At 56.2% G+C, this 17,639-nt stretch carries 15 protein-coding genes; 9 read left to right on the top strand and 6 right to left on the bottom strand.

Annotation, left to right across the window (positions count from 1 at the left end):
- Nucleotides 1-28: 28 nt before the first annotated feature.
- Genes FWJ25_RS09940 through FWJ25_RS09960 form a run of 5 tightly spaced genes read left to right on the top strand, consistent with a single transcriptional unit; the run spans nt 29 to nt 3,773 of the window.
- Nucleotides 29-1,300: a DUF2066 domain-containing protein gene (locus FWJ25_RS09940; RefSeq protein ID WP_246166777.1), complete on the top strand. Its 1,272-nt coding sequence runs from the start codon at nt 29-31 to the stop codon at nt 1,298-1,300.
- Nucleotides 1,301-1,324: 24 nt separating this feature from the next.
- On the top strand, nt 1,325-1,885 hold the full coding sequence (locus FWJ25_RS09945) for a CDP-alcohol phosphatidyltransferase family protein (RefSeq protein ID WP_188093608.1): 561 nt from the start codon (nt 1,325-1,327) through the stop codon (nt 1,883-1,885).
- Nucleotides 1,882-2,580, top strand: a complete 699-nt coding sequence (gene hda / locus FWJ25_RS09950; protein ID WP_149600140.1) for a DnaA regulatory inactivator Hda — start codon at nt 1,882-1,884, stop codon at nt 2,578-2,580. The genes FWJ25_RS09945 and hda overlap by 4 nt, the downstream gene beginning before the upstream one ends.
- Nucleotides 2,581-2,630: 50 nt before the next feature.
- Nucleotides 2,631-3,428, top strand: a complete 798-nt coding sequence (locus FWJ25_RS09955) for a ParA family protein (protein WP_149600141.1) — start codon at nt 2,631-2,633, stop codon at nt 3,426-3,428.
- Nucleotides 3,429-3,440: 12 nt separating this feature from the next.
- A complete protein-coding gene (locus FWJ25_RS09960) occupies nt 3,441-3,773 on the top strand; it encodes a YqcC family protein (protein WP_149600142.1) in 333 nt (110 codons plus the stop codon).
- A gap of 1 nt (nt 3,774) precedes the next feature.
- On the opposite strand, the gene nadC is transcribed toward FWJ25_RS09960, so the two are convergent.
- Complete coding sequence (nadC, locus tag FWJ25_RS09965; protein WP_149600143.1) at nt 3,775-4,614, bottom strand: carboxylating nicotinate-nucleotide diphosphorylase; 840 nt, start codon at nt 4,612-4,614, stop codon at nt 3,775-3,777.
- 232 nt (nt 4,615-4,846) lie between these two features.
- On the opposite strand from nadC, the gene FWJ25_RS09970 reads away from it, so the two are divergent.
- The 4 genes from FWJ25_RS09970 to FWJ25_RS09985 all read left to right on the top strand — a co-directional run bounded on the left by FWJ25_RS09970 (nt 4,847) and on the right by FWJ25_RS09985 (nt 10,806).
- Nucleotides 4,847-7,066: a DUF1631 domain-containing protein gene (locus FWJ25_RS09970; protein WP_149600403.1), complete on the top strand. Its 2,220-nt coding sequence runs from the start codon at nt 4,847-4,849 to the stop codon at nt 7,064-7,066.
- Between the two features lie 108 nt (nt 7,067-7,174).
- The gene (gene ampD, locus FWJ25_RS09975; protein ID WP_188093615.1) at nt 7,175-7,765 is read left to right on the top strand and encodes a 1,6-anhydro-N-acetylmuramyl-L-alanine amidase AmpD; all 591 of its coding nucleotides are present in this window, start codon (nt 7,175-7,177) and stop codon (nt 7,763-7,765) included.
- Nucleotides 7,766-8,653 carry a histidine kinase gene (locus FWJ25_RS09980; RefSeq protein ID WP_149600145.1) on the top strand — a complete coding sequence of 296 codons (888 nt, stop codon included), beginning with the start codon at nt 7,766-7,768 and terminating at the stop codon, nt 8,651-8,653.
- 125 nt (nt 8,654-8,778) lie between these two features.
- Nucleotides 8,779-10,806 carry a methyl-accepting chemotaxis protein gene (locus FWJ25_RS09985; protein ID WP_149600146.1) on the top strand — a complete coding sequence of 676 codons (2,028 nt, stop codon included), beginning with the start codon at nt 8,779-8,781 and terminating at the stop codon, nt 10,804-10,806.
- A gap of 28 nt (nt 10,807-10,834) precedes the next feature.
- On the opposite strand, the gene FWJ25_RS09990 is transcribed toward FWJ25_RS09985, so the two are convergent.
- From FWJ25_RS09990 to FWJ25_RS10010, 5 genes are all read right to left on the bottom strand, one after another.
- Nucleotides 10,835-11,392: a cob(I)yrinic acid a,c-diamide adenosyltransferase gene (locus FWJ25_RS09990; RefSeq protein ID WP_149600147.1), complete on the bottom strand. Its 558-nt coding sequence runs from the start codon at nt 11,390-11,392 to the stop codon at nt 10,835-10,837.
- A 22-nt stretch (nt 11,393-11,414) separates the two neighbouring features.
- Nucleotides 11,415-12,308 carry a ketopantoate reductase family protein gene (locus FWJ25_RS09995; RefSeq protein ID WP_149600148.1) on the bottom strand — a complete coding sequence of 298 codons (894 nt, stop codon included), beginning with the start codon at nt 12,306-12,308 and terminating at the stop codon, nt 11,415-11,417.
- A 5-nt stretch (nt 12,309-12,313) separates the two neighbouring features.
- A complete protein-coding gene (locus tag FWJ25_RS10000; protein WP_149600149.1) occupies nt 12,314-15,166 on the bottom strand; it encodes a valine--tRNA ligase in 2,853 nt (950 codons plus the stop codon).
- Between the two features lie 252 nt (nt 15,167-15,418).
- Nucleotides 15,419-15,931, bottom strand: a complete 513-nt coding sequence (locus FWJ25_RS10005; RefSeq protein WP_149600150.1) for a DNA polymerase III subunit chi — start codon at nt 15,929-15,931, stop codon at nt 15,419-15,421.
- Nucleotides 15,918-17,411 (bottom strand): leucyl aminopeptidase, encoded by a 1,494-nt coding sequence (locus tag FWJ25_RS10010; RefSeq protein ID WP_149600151.1) that lies wholly within the window; start codon nt 17,409-17,411, stop codon nt 15,918-15,920. Before FWJ25_RS10010 ends, FWJ25_RS10005 begins: the two co-directional genes overlap by 14 nt.
- Between the last annotated feature and the right edge of the window lie 228 nt (nt 17,412-17,639).

Here is a 17,639-nt window from a genome sequence, read left to right on the forward strand (position 1 = left end):
GGCAGGAGCGTTGGGGCTCATCTTGGCGATGATTGGATCACCGGTTTCCGCAGTGACCGTTTCCGGGTTGTACTCGGTGGAGGTCCCTGTCGCGGGCTCTTCCCCGGCGCAACTGGCGGAAGGTTACGCAGATGGTCTCGCCAGGGTTCTGGTTCGGGTTTCCGGCTCCCGGGATGTGTTGCAGAACGAAGGTGTACCTGCGTTGTTGGCGGATGCCGAAACCCTTCTGTTGTCGTACCAGTTCCTGCGGGATGAAAACGGAGGCAATCGCCTGCGTATGGGATTTGGCGCCGTTGGTGTGAACCGGGCCCTGGCATCCGTTGATGCGCCAGTCTGGGGAGCCAATCGCCCTCTTACACTGGCTTGGGTCGCCGTTGAAGACCGTGGCTCCCGTGCTTTGGTGACTGCGGCTGACGGGGGCGCAAGCTCAGGCCAAGTATCTGATAATTGGCAGGCGGCATTCAACGCGGCGGCCCTGGAGCGGGGATTGCCGATTAATTTGCCGCCTTCCCGGTTTGCCGGAGATCGTGAGCTGCTGTCAGATATCTGGGGTCAGTTTGTCAGCCGAATTCGCGGTACGTCCGACGAGCTGGATCACGATGTTCTCGCCCTTGTCCGGGTCAACAGAAGCGGTGGTCAGTGGCGCGCGGGTTGGGTATTTGAGGGTATGGGGATCGATGTCGGTGAAGAATCGGTAACTGCGAACACGCCGTCGGCTTTGGCCACGGCTGTTGTTAATCGTTGGGCTGACCTGTATGCAGAACGCTACGCGGTGGCGGCCGGCGACGTTGGTGAGTCCCCCCAGGTGGATATCATCGTACGCGGAGTCAGAACTCTCGAAGACTACGGCGATATTAATAATGTGCTGGAGCGTTTGACCCCCGTTGTGAGCGTTGGCGCAGCCAGAGTCAAAGGTGATCAACTTACACTTCGGGTAGCGTTTTCCGGAGAGCTGGACCAGCTTAGGGAGTACATTGCCCTCGATTCGAGATTCGTTGCCCTGGAAGGGCAGTCGCCAGAGGTTGGCACTGTTCCTGTTGTGAGTGATGTTGCGCCTGCCGTGAGTGACGTTGCATCTGAAGCAGTGGAATCGCCATCCCAGCCAGTCACCGAAGCAGAAAAGACTGCGATGGATAGCACTCCTTCTGGTGAGACGCTTCCCGAAGAGCAGGCAATGTTTTCCTATCAGCCGGTTGATGTTGATGAGCAGGACGCTGAGCAGGCTTTCGAGTCGCTGTATCAGGTGCTGTATTATCGCTGGCAACCGGCTTCGGTGATCGGTAGTGGTGGTGGGCAGTAAGCCGCTGTCGGAGGATTACGCCTTGTGAGCCTGCACCAATGGCGCTGGATTCCCAATGCACTGACATTCATGCGCATTGTGCTGATCGTCCCCTTTGCCGGGGCATTGTTGTCCGGAAGCTATCGGGTTGCGTTGGTGATATTCGTCGTTGCTGCCATCACTGATGGCTTTGATGGTTTCCTGGCGCGGCATTTCAACTGGCGGTCCCGTTTTGGTGCCATTGCCGACCCGCTTGCTGACAAGGCTCTTCTGATTACCGCCTACCTCATGCTTACGATCACTTCGGTGCTGCCAATATGGCTCTTTTTGCTGGTTCTTGGCCGTGACCTGCTGATTGTTAGTGGCGCACTGGCGTATCATTACGGAATTGGACGATTTGACATGCAGCCCAGTATCCCGGGCAAGCTGAACACATTAATCCAGATTCTGGTGGTTCTCGCGATTATCATCCTGTTGGCTGGGCTGCCGATGCAGCCGTGGGTGAGGGAGGTTGGAATCCTCCTGGTAGCCGGGTCAGCAGTTGTCAGCGGAGGCCATTATGTTCTGGTCTGGGGGTTACGGGCTTGGAGGGCCAAACGGTCGTGAGTACCTCGCAGTTGATTCTGGGCGTAAAGCTCAGGGACGATGCCCGGTTTGACAATTTTCTGGGTGAACGGAACCGGGACGTGGCTTCACGTCTGATTGCGGTTCTGGATCAACCCGTCGGTATCCCGGTCATTGCCATCTGCGGTGACTCTGATACCGGCAAAAGTCATCTTTTGCAGGCTGTCTGCCACGATGCCGAAAACCGTGGCAGAACCGCTGTCTGTATCAGTCTTTCCGAGTTACAGCCGTTTGGGCCAGAGGCCCTGGCGGGGCTGGACGTGCAGGATATTGTCTGTCTTGACGATTTTGACAACGTTGTGGGGCAGGCAGCCTGGGAAGAGGCTATTTTTCATCTCTATAACCGGGTACACGACCGGGGAGGGCTGTTGCTTGTCAGTCTCTCGGAAGTGCCCGGCGCCACACCTTTTCAATTACCAGACCTGAAGTCCCGGTTGAGCCATGGACTGACACTGCAGTTAGGTATATACCGGGACAAAGATCGCGAGCGTATTCTGGTAGCCCGGGCAGAGCAGCGTGGGCTGGTCATGGGAGAGGATGTGGTTACCTTTATCATGCGCAGGGCTCCCCGGCGACTTGGCGACCTGCTGGGAATTCTGGATACTCTGGATGAGAATTCGCTGAAGGCTCAGCGAAGACTGACTATACCGTTCGTAAAGTCCGTGATGGGCTGGTGAACGGTATGGTGTGACCCCCAAAAAAGATAAAGCGTGCAAGGAGAGGTGACATGAGACGGGTTGTGTTCAACCAGAAGGGGGGCGTTGGCAAGTCCAGCATCACCTGTAATCTTGCGGCCATCAGCGCTGCCCGAGGCAAGCGAACCCTGGTGGTGGATCTGGATCCGCAGGGAAATTCCACCCATTACCTGTTGGGTAAGCCCGCGAGCGAACTCAAAGACACCGTGGCAGACCTGCTGGAGCAGACCGTTGCGTTTACGGTCTTCAACCGTCGTCCTGATGAGTTTGTCCATGCTTCTCCCTTTGACAACCTGTTTGTCATGCCGTCCAGTCCTGAACTGGATTTTCTGGAGCGCAAACTGGAAGCCAAGCACAAGATCTACAAACTGAGAGAGGCGCTCCGGAAACTGGGGGAGTCGTTTGATGAAATCTATGTGGATACGGCGCCAGCACTGAATTTTTATACCCGCTCGGCGCTCATTGCCGCACAGAGGTGCCTGATTCCGTTCGATTGCGACGATTTTTCCCGCCAGGCGCTGTACAACATTCTGAATGAAATACGTGAACTGCAGGAAGACCATAACGACGAACTGGCTGTAGAAGGTATCGTCGCAAACCAGTTTCAGCCGCGAGCGAGTCTGCCCCGTAAGCTGGTTAAAGAACTGACCGAAGAAGGTTTGCCGGTGTTGCCGGTTCGTCTCTCCAGTTCAGTGAAAATGAAGGAGTCCCACCAGGCGCGGCAACCGCTCATACATATGGCGCCGAAGCATGCTCTTACCCAGCAGTACGAAGACCTGTTCCGGGTGCTGCATGGTGAGGCGGTGGAGCTGGAGCCACTGGCAGACTAGAGAACGCTATTCATGACTGAATCGAAACAACTGGTGCAGGTGGCAGACAGCCTGTTGAGAATTGAGATCGAGCTTCGCAGACTTGATGTCTGGGAATCGGAGGCTCCTCCTGAGGAAGCTTTCCAGAGCACCCAGCCTTTCTGCATTGATACTCTGGAGTTTACTCAGTGGCTCCAGTTTGTTTTCGTTGAACGAATGAAAATTCTGATTGAAGGAGGGCATCCATTGCCCTCCGTATCCGGGATAGCGCCGATGGCGGAGGAGCATTTTCGGGGGCGCCCCGAATCAGGTCTGGAACTGATTCGGGAATTGGAGGAAATCGACCGGTTGTTGTCTGGAGACTGAGTCAATCCAGTCGCATGGAAAGATCGACGGCCTTGACGTCTTTGGTCAGGGCCCCGATTGAAATGTAGTCCACGCCGGTTTCTGCGATGGGTACCAGGGTATCGGCGTTGATGCCGCCGGATGCTTCGAGTTTTGCGCGTCCAGCGGTTGTCCGTACAGCCGTACTCATATCCTGCAATGAGAATTCGTCAAGCATGATGATATCGGCCCCTGCACTCAGGGCCTGCTCCAGTTCTTCCAGGTTTTCTGTTTCTACTTCCACTGGTTTGCCCGGTGCGATCCGGTGCGCTTCCGCAACGGCTTTGGCAATGGAGCCACAAGCTGCAATGTGATTTTCCTTGATCAGAAACGCATCCCAAAGGCCAATCCGGTGATTGTGGCACCCACCGCAGGTTACCGCGTATTTCAGGGCCAGCCGCAGGCCGGGGAGGGTTTTGCGGGTATCCAGAAGGCGAACGCCGGTGTGGGCAACCTGCTCTGCGTAGCCGTAGCAGGTTGTTGCCACAGCCGAAAGAGTCTGTAACCAGTTCAGCGCGGCGCGCTCTGCTGTCAGCAGGCTTCTAGCCGGGCCATCCATGCGAAACAGTTCCTGATTTGGAGTGACCCGGTCACCATCCCGCACATTCCAGTCAAGAGTTACCCGGGGGTCTACCTGACGGAACACTTCATCAACCCATTCCCGCCCGGCGATTGTGGCCGCTTCGCGGGTGATAACGCGCCCGGTCGTGTGTTTGTCAGCAGGAATCAGCATGGCTGTTATGTCTCCATCGCCGATGTCCTCTCGAAGGCTTTGTGCAACATTTTCAACTCGGGACTGGCGAAGGAGCTCTGCTGGGATCATGATGAAGGGTCCGGTGTCATCTGGGTGGAACGTGTCGTTTGGCGGACGATTTTATAGGGCGGGAGCCGATTCGCCAAACGCCCGTTATCGATTCGAGTGGAACGAAAAAATGTGAACTGCGTCTGGTGTACACAAAAGGTGACAAAATCTGACACAAGCTGACAAAAGTAGCTCGTATGATAGAACCTAGATGAATCTAACAGTCCGCTGGACTATCTCGGAGCACCATTCCATGGCGCAGGACATCAATGTTGTGAATTTTTCGGCCAGGCAGCCGTCGCAGCGTTTTTTGTTGCCGAATTCACTGGTTGGATTGCGTGACGTGTCTGGGCAGTCCCTGCGGACGATACTGGCCAATTTCTTTGACCGTTCGGACGATGCGCTTTTCGAGTTGGCAGACCGGGCCGGAACGAACACGGATCAAAATACTTTTTTTGATGCAATGCGGGAGCTTCGCCTCCGGCGCAAGTCTATGGTGGTGTCGGTACTGCAGTATGTCAGCCAGGCGTTTAATGATATTGGCCGTTTCCACCCGGAGTATGGTTCCGGCGCTCTCGACGACGTGGATCAGGACTCTCTTAGCCTTCTGGATCATTCCCAGCTTGAACAGCAGGTTGCTGTCGACAATCTCATCAATAAACTCCGTAGTCACTATAGCGAGCAAATCCGTCTGCTCACGACCCGAGTTAACCACCTGATACCGGAGACCAGGCTTTCTGATAGTCAGATGCCTCTCAGCCCCGAGGTGATATGTGGTGGCGTGGCAGAAGCCTGTTCTGATCTGGATATCGATATTCGAGCCAAACTTGTGGTTCTGAAACTGTTTGACCGGCTGCTGGAAGATTCGCTGGGCGGGCTTTACGAGCAGGCCAATCGCAAGCTGGCAGACGATGGTGTCATGCCGGATCTGAAACGTGCGCCGGTGGGGCCTGGAAAGGCTTCCCGATCAGCAAAGAAACCGTCGGGCTTTGACGCTGGGGCGGGGGAAGACAGTTCCATGCCCCAGGCGACGTTCTCTGAATTGAGTGCTTTGCTCCATCAATCCGATGGTGGGGCCTCCCAGTCATCGTTTGCTGACGGCGTTGAGCTGGATACCAGTCGGCTGATGGCTCGGCTGAGTAAAATTCAGGTGGCTTCCGGAAGGCTCGGAGCTGGGCGGGTTATTGCCTTGAACGACTTGCTCAAGCCGGTGCTGCGTGCGGACACAGAAACGCCTTTCAATGTCGGGCAGGTTGATAATGATGTAATTAATCTGGTCTCGATGCTGTTTGATTTCATCCTTGAAGACCGGCAGTTGCACCCTGTCATGAAATCGTTGATCGGCAGGCTGCAGATTCCGGTGCTTAAAGTCGCTCTGAGTGACAGGAATTTCTTCAATCGTGGTGGTCATCCGGTTCGCAAGCTATTGAATGAGTTGGCTCTTTCGGCCATAGGCTGGAGTGAAAAACGTGAGGGCCAGAAAGACCCGTTGCGGGATAAAATCGAGCAGGTTGTAGGCCGCATCCTCAATGAATTCACCAACAACGTCGAGTTGTTTGAAGAGTTGCTCAAGGATTTCAGCCATTTCATGGATCTGGATCGTCGGCGTCGTGAGTTGATTGAGCAGCGGTTGAAAGATGCCGAGGAAGGTCGGGCTCGCCAGGAATACGCGTCCACGGCATCTAATGGGCTGATCGAAGAGGTGATCGTCCGGCGCGAGATTCCCGAGCCTGTACTGAAACTGTTGCGCGAGCCGTGGGCCAAGTATCTACAATGGGTCATTCTCCGCGAGGGCGACGAGAGCCAGCGTTGGGATGATGCGCGAAAGCTGACGGAACGCCTGGTCTGGAGTGTTGATCCGAAACCGGTTACCGACGATACCCGCAGTGAATTGCTCAGGGCCATTCCGTCCATTGTTGACGACCTTCGTAGAGCTTTGCAGGAGATTTCCTGGGACCCGTTTGCCACCGATTCTGCTATCCATGATCTTGAACTGGCTCACGTTGATGTGTTCCAGAAGCTCGTTACTGCTCCTCCACGTGATGAAACACTGGTTGCCGAGGTTGAGTCTGAAACAGAAACCGAAACCGATGTCGCGGCTGCTGCAATCGAAGACGTCTCCGTCGGCGCGGTTGCTGAAAACGAAGTGGTTCCTGCGGAAACGGCGGAGGACGTCGCACCAGCGGCGGTTGCTGGTGAGTGGCTGGGTCGGGCAGATAGCCTCCGTGTCGGCTCCTGGATTGAAATGACTCGGGATGAAACACGCATCAGGTGCAAGCTGGCGGCGTTCATCAAGGCCACAGGAAAGTACATCTTTGTGAACCGCAGTGGTGCCAAAGTGGCAGAATATCAGCGCGAGGAACTGGCGGCCGCGATGGCTGAGGGCGAGATTGGCATGCTGGACGATGGTCTGATCTTCGACCGGGCACTGGAATCCATTATCGATAATCTTCGTAGCAATCGTCGGGACTGATGTCGTAGCAAGGCCGATCACTTTGTGCTTCAATCGGGGCTACTGTAATGTCCTGATGAGTATGGATTTACCTTGCACGATACCCACTCCGCGTTTGACTGGCTGGCAATAACGGCCAAAGAAGCCGCTGACCTTCGGTCCAGCGGCAGACTCCCTTCGGCACGGTGGTGCCCATCCCCAAACTTTGGTTCGCGCCCTGAAGGCGCCTCAGTGAGTCTGCTGGTTGTTCATAACATCAGCTTGCCTCCCGGCCAGTTTGGTGGTCCTGAAATCGAGGACTTTTTCTGTAATCGGCTCGATCACTCGGCGCATCCCTATTTTGAGTCCATTGCCGGAATGCAGGTATCAGCCCACGCTCTGATTCGTCGGGATGGCTCTGTTGTTCAATTTGTCAGCCTGCTTGAAAGGGCTTGGCATGCGGGTCGTTCGTGCTTCCGGGGCGAGCAGGAGTGTAATGATTTCTCCATTGGCATTGAGCTCGAGGGTGCGGATGATATTCGCTATACCGAAGCCCAGTACCGCAGTCTGTCCGGTCTGACAGCCCTGATCATGCTGGCCTGGCCCGACATTACTGAAGACCGTTTGACTGGACATTGTGATATAGCCCCCGGAAGAAAGACCGATCCCGGGCCAGCTTTTGATTGGTCCCGCTACCGGGCAGTGCTGGATCTGGCCCTGAACCCAGAGGAGAATCGCTGAATGGTTCTGGTTGTGTTCTTGCTGGCCTACATTGTGCGGCGTCGCCTGGATGCGCAAGACAGGCTATCCGGTGACCGGCTATGGCAGCGCTGGTTCCACAAGCATGCGACGGCGCCTGCGGGGAAAGAGTCTTCTCTTAAGGCGGGTATCGTTCTGATCATCCTGCCGGCTTTGTTACTTGGATTGGTCGTGGTCTTTCTGGATGATTATGGCCTCAGGGTGTTGGCCTATCCGCTGGAATTTCTGGTCATGGTCTTCCTGATGGGCGCTCCGGGGTGGGGGGATACACTCCGGGTCTATGCCGATGCCTGGCGGCGGGGAGATATGCAGGGCGCCTGGCACCATGTTCAGGACCGTCTGCCGGCCGCGGAAAGAGGTTCGGCGTTGTCTCCGGATGCTATGCATCTGTCGCTGTCCCGTACTTTTATGTGCTCCGTCTTTGAGCGCTTTTTCCTCGTTGCGTTCTGGTATGTGGTGGGCGGAATCGGGCTCGCTGTGCTGGCCCGGGGAATTGTCGCGCTTTCAGAGCAATGGCCCCAGTCTCCGGCGAGGCCCGGCTATCGCCGATTGGAAGAGATTGTTGCATGGATTCCCGTGCGACTGTTGTCTCTGACCTTCGGCATTGCGGGTGACCTGGCCGGCTGGCTTCGGGATATTCGCAGGGTTCTGACGGGATTCGGTAAAAATAAAGATGAAGTTCTCATGATTTCCGCCAATGGGTCGTTAACCGGGTATGCACTTGATCCGGAGCGATTTTCCCGGATCCACCCTGACGAATGGGTTGATTTCGGCGGGCGTAGTCTTCGGGCCGTTCGGGATCTACTGAATCGAAGCATGTTGGTATGGATATGCCTGCTGGCCCTGTTGGTTATTGCCGGGCTTGTCTGACGCGTCCGGAAACCAATAAGAAAAATATTACCTTTAATAACAAATAAAGTCTTAGGTTATCGCTAGTTAAGCTATAGACTAAAGAAAAGAACAATAATTCAGTTGTTGATAGCAGTGAGGACTTCGTGAAACATCTCATCAATCCCGCCATAGCGCTGATGAACCGGTTGCCAATGGTGTATAAGTTCAGTCTCATCAGTATCTTATTTTTGCTCCCTATTGGAGGCCTCTCCTGGCTGGTGATGTCTGAGCTGAACCGCTCGGTACAGACCATAACCCAGGGTGTGGAGGGCCTTAAGCAGGTCAAAAATGTTGATCGCCTGTTGTCTCTGGCTATCGATTTTCGTGATTACCGTTCGGTGGGTGTTTTACGGAACCATGAAGCCTTGCTTGCGGAATCTGACAAGGCTGCCGGGGAAATTAACGGCATTTTTGAGGCATTAGTCGCGCGCGAGCATTCTTTTGATCGATCCGGCACCTGGGCGGCTCAGGTCGAAGACCTCCGGAAAGATTGGGAGACTTTGAGTAATGACGATAACTATCAGGGCAATATTGATCCTCAGTTCAAATACTACCAACAGTTTGCCCAGAAAGTGCTGGCTCTGCTGCCTGCAACGATGGAGCTTTCCGGGTTGGGTCAGGATTCCCGCGAAAATCAGGTCCTGCTTGGGCTGATTCGCGAGAGTCTGCCTGCAGCTCGCGGCACGATTGGTCAGGCCAGGGCGTACGGTACCTACGCCTTGGTGAATGGTCAGGTAGGGTATGCGCTGAGTGAGATCCTGAATGAAACCTACGATTTGCTGACCAATCAGACTTCACTGCTGGCGCCCGCACTTTCCGTGGCAAAAGAATCATCACCAGCCCTGGCTGACAAGGCGGCTAGCACCATGGACCGGGTCAGTGAAAGTCTCGTGACGGTTCGTGACGCTGTTGACGTCAACATCATCACGCCCATGCGCCTGGAAATGCCATGGGCCGAATTCAACGACCAGATTAGGGATCAGTTGAATTACTTTGATCAGCTTAACAACACTATTTTCGATCTGGTTGAGGCCAATCTGGCATCCAAGCTCGGTGAAGAACTGAGTAAACGTCGACTGATTGTGCTGGCTCTCGTCGTCGTCCTGTTGGTGGTTGTTTACCTGTACGTGGGATTTTTTGTCTCGGTTCGGACCGCAATTAACCGGTTTTCCGATGCAGCACGGCGGGTTGCAGCCGGGGATATGACGACCCATATCCAGCTTCGTAACCGTGATGAATTGGGCGAACTGACAACCGAGTTCAATAATATGACGGATCGGATTGCAGAGCTGATCCGTTCGGTAAGCAGAACCACCGCAGATGTGGATCAGCAAGCCAGTCAGGTGAATCATACCGCAGTCGCTAACAGCGAGGCGGTTGCCCGACAGATGGAAGAGAGTGGCCAGATCACAGAAGCAATGAACCAGATGGTTGAAGCTGTCCACGAGGTGACCGAAAGCGCCCATCGCGTTGCAGAGAGTGCTGGAACAGCGGAGAACGATACAGAGACCGGTCGGGCGGTTGTGGCAGACACGGTTGAGACGATCAATCGCCTGTCAGCTGAGATCTCCGGTGCGGTGGACGTGATCAACCGGGTCAGTCAGGACAGCGACAATATCAGCCAGGTCCTGGTCGAGATCAAGGCGATAGCCGAACAGACCAATCTGTTGGCATTGAATGCGGCCATTGAAGCCGCCCGTGCCGGAGAGCAGGGGCGCGGTTTTGCGGTGGTTGCCGACGAAGTGCGCTCATTGTCGCAGCGGACGCACAAATCCACTGAAGAAATAGAGGGCATGATTTCTCGCCTGCAAAGTGGAGTGAAGGACGCAGTTTCTGCCATGACCAACAGTCGTGATGTCACTGAAACAACGGTGCAGAAGTCCGGTGAAGTGACTGAAGCTCTGGATCGTATTGCCCGCGGTATTTCGGCGATTGTGGATATGAGTCACCAGATTGCGCAAGCGGCTGAAGAACAGTCGGCTGTTGCCCGGAATGTGAATGCTAACGTTGAACAGATTGGTGAGTTGGGTCAGGCCACAGCGGCTAATGCCGAGGAAACTCTGGGATCATCCCGGGAAATGTCTGAACTGACGGCATCCTTGCAGCGACTGGTCGAAGCCTTCAAGGTATAGGCTGACATGCAGTGAAAGAATCCGGCCTTCAGAGGCCGGATTTTTTTTGATCCCACAGAATTTCTTCGGCGCCGTCGCGGCGAGCAAGTACCCTGGCAAATACAAACAACAGATCTGACAGGCGGTTCAGGTAGTGCCGGGAGGCAGAGTTGATGGAATCTTCGTGCCCGAGTGCGACGACAATCCGTTCGGCCCTTCGACACACAGCGCGAGCCATATGGCATTGAGCGGCAGCGGGGGAACCGCCGGGCAGGATGAAATTTTTCAGTGGCGGAAGATCTTCATTGTACTCGTCCAGTGTGGCTTCCAGCCAATGGATGTGGTCGGAACTGATCACCACGCTTCCGGGGATGGCGAATTCACCGCCCAGATCAAACAGGTGATGCTGAATGCGGCGCAGGGGGCTGATCATCTCATCATCGCTGTTCAGGGTCTCGATCAGCAGACCGATATGGCAGTTCACTTCATCGGCGGTACCCATGGCTTCTACTCGCTGAGCATTCTTTGCAATGCGGTTACCATCTGCCAGGCCGGTAGAGCCATCATCGCCGGTGCGTGTGTAGATTTTAGAAAGGCGGTTGCCCATCGGTAAACTCCTCTGAGACAGGTTAGGGGGACAGTTGTTTTACTTGATGGGTGAGCAACTGGTTCACCGGGGTTGGAATACCGAGCTTCTGGCCAAGCCTGACCAGATAGCCATTGATGAAATCGATTTCAGTGCAGCGGCCAGCCAGTGTGTCTGCTCGCATGGACGAAGTGTTGCGTGCCGTGGCCCTGGCCACGTTCTCGATCCGGTTGCGCAGTTCTTCCGGGGCAGCTCCCTCAATTCCCTCAGCGGACATCAGCTGAGCTATTTCGGCGCAGAGGGGGATGATTTTCTGTTGGAAGAAGTCGTTGTCCAGAATATCGCCATTCGGGCAGTTAAGTAAGGCGGTAAACGGGTTGATGCCCGCGTTGATGACGAGTTTCTGCCAGAGCCTGGGGAGGATATCCTGCTCGCAGTGGATACGTAGCCCGGAGGGTTGCAGGGACTCGACGACTCTCTCTGTCAGTGGGGCGGCGGCTGACGTCAGTGGGCCGATCCAGGTGTCGCCTTGTCCCGCGTGCTTCAGTTGATCAGGGGTCGGGCGATTGGCGCCTTCCGTCGTGGAGGCGGCCAGGATTGGCCGATCTGGCCAGTGCTCCGCAACGGCTTGCTGGCTACCTAGTCCGTTTTGTAACAGGAGAACGGGCACCTTTGATGAAATGTGCGGAAGCCATGAGTCCAGTGCCTCTACCGTGTCCCCCGCTTTGGTCGTTACCAGCAGCAGGCTAATGTCGGTTGGGAGTGTCAGCCACGGGCGAGTAATGGTTGTAGGCTTGCCATCGAGGTTTTGGAAGGTGTACCGGACAGGGGAAGCGGCCGGATCAGTGTCCGGCCGCGGCAGAAAGCAACTCTGGTGTTCAGGGAGCAGGGCAGCCCATAGCCGCCCCAAAGCTCCCGCGCCCAGAATCCCGATCATCGGGGTTACATGGCCTCGATTTCGGCCCGCTGGTCGCTCAGGCGGGTCATGCTGCCTTGGGCGTCTCTCAGCTTCTCCTTTTCCTTCTCCACAACCTCGGCTGGCGCTTTGGCCGTGAACTTCTCGTTGCCGAGTTTGCCTTCAAGGCGACCGATTTCCTTTTTCAGGCGATCCAGTTCCTTATCCAGACGCTTGAGTTCAGCGTCCTTGTCGATCAGTCCGGCCATCGGCACCAGAACTTCCATCTCGCCGACCAGTTGTGTGGCAGACATCGGTGCCTTATCCCCCTGGAACCACTCCAGTTTCTCCAGTTTCGCGAGGGAAATCAGGAACTGTCGGTTTTCGTTCAGGCGGCGCTCGTCTTCGGCACTGCCGCCCTTGAGCAGGACCGGTACCTGTTTGCCCGGGGAAATATTCATTTCACCCCGGATATTGCGGACGGCAATGATCACGCCTTTGAGCCATTCGATATCAGCGGCAACGGCTGCATCCTGCTTGCTGGCGTCTGGCTGCGGGAAGGGTTGCAGCATGATGCTGTCACCAGATTTGCCGGCCAGCGGTGCGATGCGCTGCCAGATTTCTTCCGTAATGAACGGCATCATCGGGTGGGCCAGACGCAGCACAGCTTCCAGAACACGGACCAGGGTCCGGCGGGTTCCGCGCTTGGCTTCAGCGCTTGCACTGTCGTCGTTCAGGGCCGGTTTGGAAAGCTCCAGGTACCAGTCGCAGTATTCGTTCCAGATGAACTCGTAGAGCGCGTAGGCCGCGAGGTCAAAGCGGTACTGGTCAAGGTGGCGAATGACTTCCTGCTCGCAGTTCTGCAGTTCGCTGATGATCCAGCGGTCAGCCAGTGACAGTTCCACCGGTTCGTTGTTCGCGCCACAGTCTTCCCCTTCGGTGTTCATCAGCACATAGCGGGCCGCGTTCCACAGTTTGTTGCAGAAGTTGCGGTAGCCTTCCAGGCGCTTCATGTCCCAGTTGATATCACGACCAGTGGTGGCCATGGAGGCAAGGGTAAAGCGCAGGGCGTCGGTACCGTGGGCCGCGATGCCTTCCGGGAATTCCTTCTGGGTGCGCTTGCCGATTTTCTCTGCCAGCTTCGGCTGCATCATGTTGCCGGTGCGCTTGTCCAGTAGATCGTCCAGGCTGATGCCGTCGATCATATCCAGGGGGTCGATCACGTTGCCCTTGGATTTGGACATCTTGTCACCGTGCTCGTCCCGGATCAGACCGGTTACGTAGACGGTATGGAACGGAACCTGCGGCGACCCATCTTCATTCTTCATGAAGTGCATGGTCATCATGATCATCCGGGCTACCCAGAAGAATATGATGTCGAAACCGGTGACCAATACGTCGGTCGGATGGAAGTTCTTCAGGCGCTCGGTGATTTCCGGCCAGCCAAGGGTGCCGAACGTCCACAGCGCGGAGCTGAACCAGGTGTCGAGTACATCGTCGTCCTGTTTCAGTTCGAGATCGGCTGCCAGGCTGTGCTTCTGGCGAATCTCTTCCTCCGTGCGGCCAACGTAGATGTTGCCTTCTGTGTCGTACCAGGCAGGAATCCGGTGGCCCCACCAGAGTTGGCGGGAAATGCACCAGTCCTGGATATCCCGCATCCAGGAGAAGTACATGTTTTCGTATTGCTTGGGTACGAACTGGATGCGGCCATCCTCGACGGCCTCGATGGCTGGCTTGGCCAGCGTCTTGGCGTCTGCGAACCATTGATCAGTCAGCATCGGTTCGATGATCAGTCCGGAGCGGTCACCGCGGGGTACAGACAGTACATGGTCTTCAATGTTCTCTACCAGGCCCGCGGCTTCCAGGTCGGCGACGATCTGCTTGCGGGCTGCTTCGCGGGTCAGTCCTGCATAGGCGGCTGGTACAGTGCCGTCTATGTCGCTGTTGCTGGTTCCATCGGCATTAAAGACTTCTGCCACGTCGCGGATATTCGCATCCTGGGTCATGATGTTGATCATGGGCAGGTTGTTGCGTTTGCCGACGGCGTAATCGTTGAAGTCGTGGGCTGGTGTGATTTTTACGCAGCCGGACCCTTTTTCGGGGTCGGCGTGGTGGTCGGCGACGATGGGGATAAGGCGATTCACCAAAGGCAGCAGGACGTGCTTGCCGATCAGGTGCTGATAACGTTCGTCATCCGGGTGTACGGCGACGGCGGTGTCACCGAGCATGGTTTCAGGGCGGGTAGTGGCTACAACCACGTAGTCTTTGCCATCCTGGGTTTTCTCTCCGTCTGCCAGCGGATAACGGAGGTGCCAGAAAAAGCCCTTTTCTTCCTTGTTCTCGACTTCGAGATCGGAGATGGCTGTGTGCAGTTTCGGGTCCCAGTTCACCAGCCGTTTGCCGCGGTAGACGAGGCCGTCTTCGTACAGTCGGATGAAGACTTCCTGCACGGCTTTGTAGAAGCCGTCATCCATGGTGAAGCGTTCATTGCTCCAGTCTACCGAGTTGCCAAGGCGTCGCATCTGGCGGGTGATGGTGCCGCCGGAATGTTCTTTCCATTCCCAGATGCGTTTGATGAATTCTTCCCGACCGAGATCGTGGCGGGTTTTGTCTTCTTCTGCAGCCAGTTTGCGCTCGACGACCATCTGGGTGGCAATGCCGGCGTGGTCAGTGCCCACAGTCCACAATGCGTTGTGGCCCTGCATGCGCTTGTAGCGGGTCAGGGTATCCATGATGGTGTGCTGGAAGGCATGGCCCATGTGCAGGCTGCCGGTCACGTTGGGTGGCGGGATGGCAATGCTGTAGGACTGGCCTTCTCCGCTTGGGCGGAAGTACCCTTTGGATTCCCAGTTTTCGTACCACTGGCGCTCGATGTTTTCTGGCTGGTAGGTTTTTTCCATGGGTTTCTGCTGGTGACCGTTTGGTTGATTCACAAGGGGAAAATTAGAGGGCCGATTATACATGCTCGCGGAGGTTGCGGCGAACGTCTCTTCACTGGAGGCCTGTGAGATCTGGTGGCTTGCCGGGTTGCGACAGGCTTTCCAAAAAGCGCTACGAGCACATCCATGTGGGCTTGTCTCCGGCCATCCCTGGCCTACGACATTTTTGGAAAGCCTGTCGCAACCCGGCAGATCAGGCAGTGTGCAGTTTTCTTATCGCTTTCTTTGATCGTGGACCCTGGGCTCAATCCCCAAAGCCCTTAGTTGCCGGAAATGCGATCGGGCCTGGTTCAGAACCGTTGGATCGTTCTGGGCAACCAGAGCCAGGCGGCTGAACCGGTCGGCATCTGTCGGTAATGTTGCCGAGAGAACGATGACGGTGTCCCAGTCTTCTGCAACGGGCGGGCACAACAGGATGCCGACGGGGTCGGGGCAGGTGGTGGCGGAGTCCGGAACGATGGAGTGGGGGATGAAGGAGTCCGGGTTGAAGCTCCAGAGCAAATCATCCAGTTCCTGAGCGTGTTGCATGGTGTCGCAAACGATGCACACGCGGTCTCCCTGCTGCCAGGCTTTGTCCACGAGTTTTGCGGTGTGGAGGTTGCGTGCTGCGGGGGAGTTCTGGGACAGGATGTGGAACCAGTAGCGCTGGTTCCGGCTGTTCGGTTCGGAGGTTCCGGCAGCAGGGCTGCCGGTCTCCGGGGGTGTTGCCGGGTTACTTTCCTGCATGGGACATCAGGTAGTTGACCAGCAGTGGTACCGGGCGTCCGGTGGCGCCTTTGGCTTTTCCTGAGTGCCAGGCTGTGCCGGCGATGTCCAGGTGGGCCCAAGGGTAATCCTTGGCGAACCGGGACAGGAAGCAGGCTGCGGTGATGGTGCCCGCCGGGCGACCACCGATGTTCTGCATGTCGGCGAAGTTGCTGTCGAGTTGGCTCTGATATTCGTCCCAGAGCGGCAGGCGCCAGGCGCGGTCACCAGTACGTTCGCCTGCGGCCAGGAGTTCGTTGGCCAGTTCGTCGTTGTTGGAGAGCAGGCCTGTTGCGTGATTGCCCAGGGCGATGATGCAGGCGCCAGTGAGGGTGGCCATGTCGACAACGGCCGCAGGGTTGAATTTCTTGACGTAGGTGAGGGCATCGCACAGTACCAGGCGGCCTTCGGCGTCGGTGTTCAGGATTTCAACGGTCAGGCCGCTGAGGGTGGTGATGATGTCCCCCGGGCGGGATGCGCCGCCGTCCGGCATATTTTCTGCGGCGGCGATCACTGCGACGACGTTGATTTTTGGTTGTGTCTCAGCGAGAACTTTCATGGTGCCGAATACGCTGGCCGAGCCACCCATGTCGTATTTCATTTCATCCATGCCTTCGCCGGGCTTGAGGCTGATGCCGCCGGTATCGAAGGTGATGCCTTTACCGACCAGAACATAAGGCTTGTCTTTGGCTTTGCCTCCCCGATATTCCATTACGATCAGGCGTGGCGGCTGCGAACTGCCTTTGCCCACTGCCAGGATGGTATTCATGCCCATCTTTTCCATCTGCTTTTCATCAAGCACTTCGGTCTTGATGCAGTCGTATTCCTTGGCCATGCTCTTTGCTTGGTCGGCGAGCCAGACCGGATGGCAGATGTTTGGTGGGGTGTTGCCCAGGTCGCGGGTGTAGTTCATGCCCCGGCCAGTGGCGAGGCCGAGGTTGAAGGCTTCTTTCTGGGCCTTCGCTGTGCTGGTTGCCTGCACAACAACCTTGTTCAGTTTGCTGACTGCGGGCTTGTCGCTCTTGTAATCGTGGAAGGTGTAGAGGTGCTCTTCCAGAACCCTGCCAATCAGGCTCAGTTTTGCAGTTTCCGAGCTTACGGCGTCATCGCCGGTAACGGCGGTGTCGGCGAGCGCGATCAGGGCGGATTTCGAGGCGCCATCTTTGAGGGCGCCGACCAGGGCGATCAGTGACTTTCGGTAGTTCGCCGGCGTCCGGTCGGTATCGTTACCGGTACCAACAACCAGCAGGCGTGCCCACGGCTGATCGATCAGGGGTACGACACTGGTTTTCGAGTTCTTGCCGCTGATGTCTCCGGATTTTTCCATGGCTTTGATCAGCCCGCCCAGCGCTTCGTTCGCCTGGTTTGTGGACTCCGGCCATTCGCCTTTTTCGGGGAGGCCGACCACCAGGCAGTCGGATTTTGTGCTGGTGATGGCTTTACTGCTCAGGCTGAAATTCATGGAAGCTCCTGTTGTCTGTTCTGGGGTCTGTTCCGGGCATTGTCCCCGATCCCGGGGCTTGCTGTTGCTCTAGTCTAGCATCGGGGCAAGCGTCAAAATTATCAAGCAGGTAACGACTACCGATTCTGCAATAGTCTGTAATTCTGCCGTACTGTCATTCGAGGGAAAGGTTACATAGAATACGCTCTGTTCCCTGTTTCCTCCACGTTGCAACGAGCAAGGCCAGAG

It is taken from the genome of Marinobacter salinexigens, from assembly GCF_008370345.1.
In the GTDB taxonomy this organism is placed as follows: domain Bacteria; phylum Pseudomonadota; class Gammaproteobacteria; order Pseudomonadales; family Oleiphilaceae; genus Marinobacter; species Marinobacter salinexigens.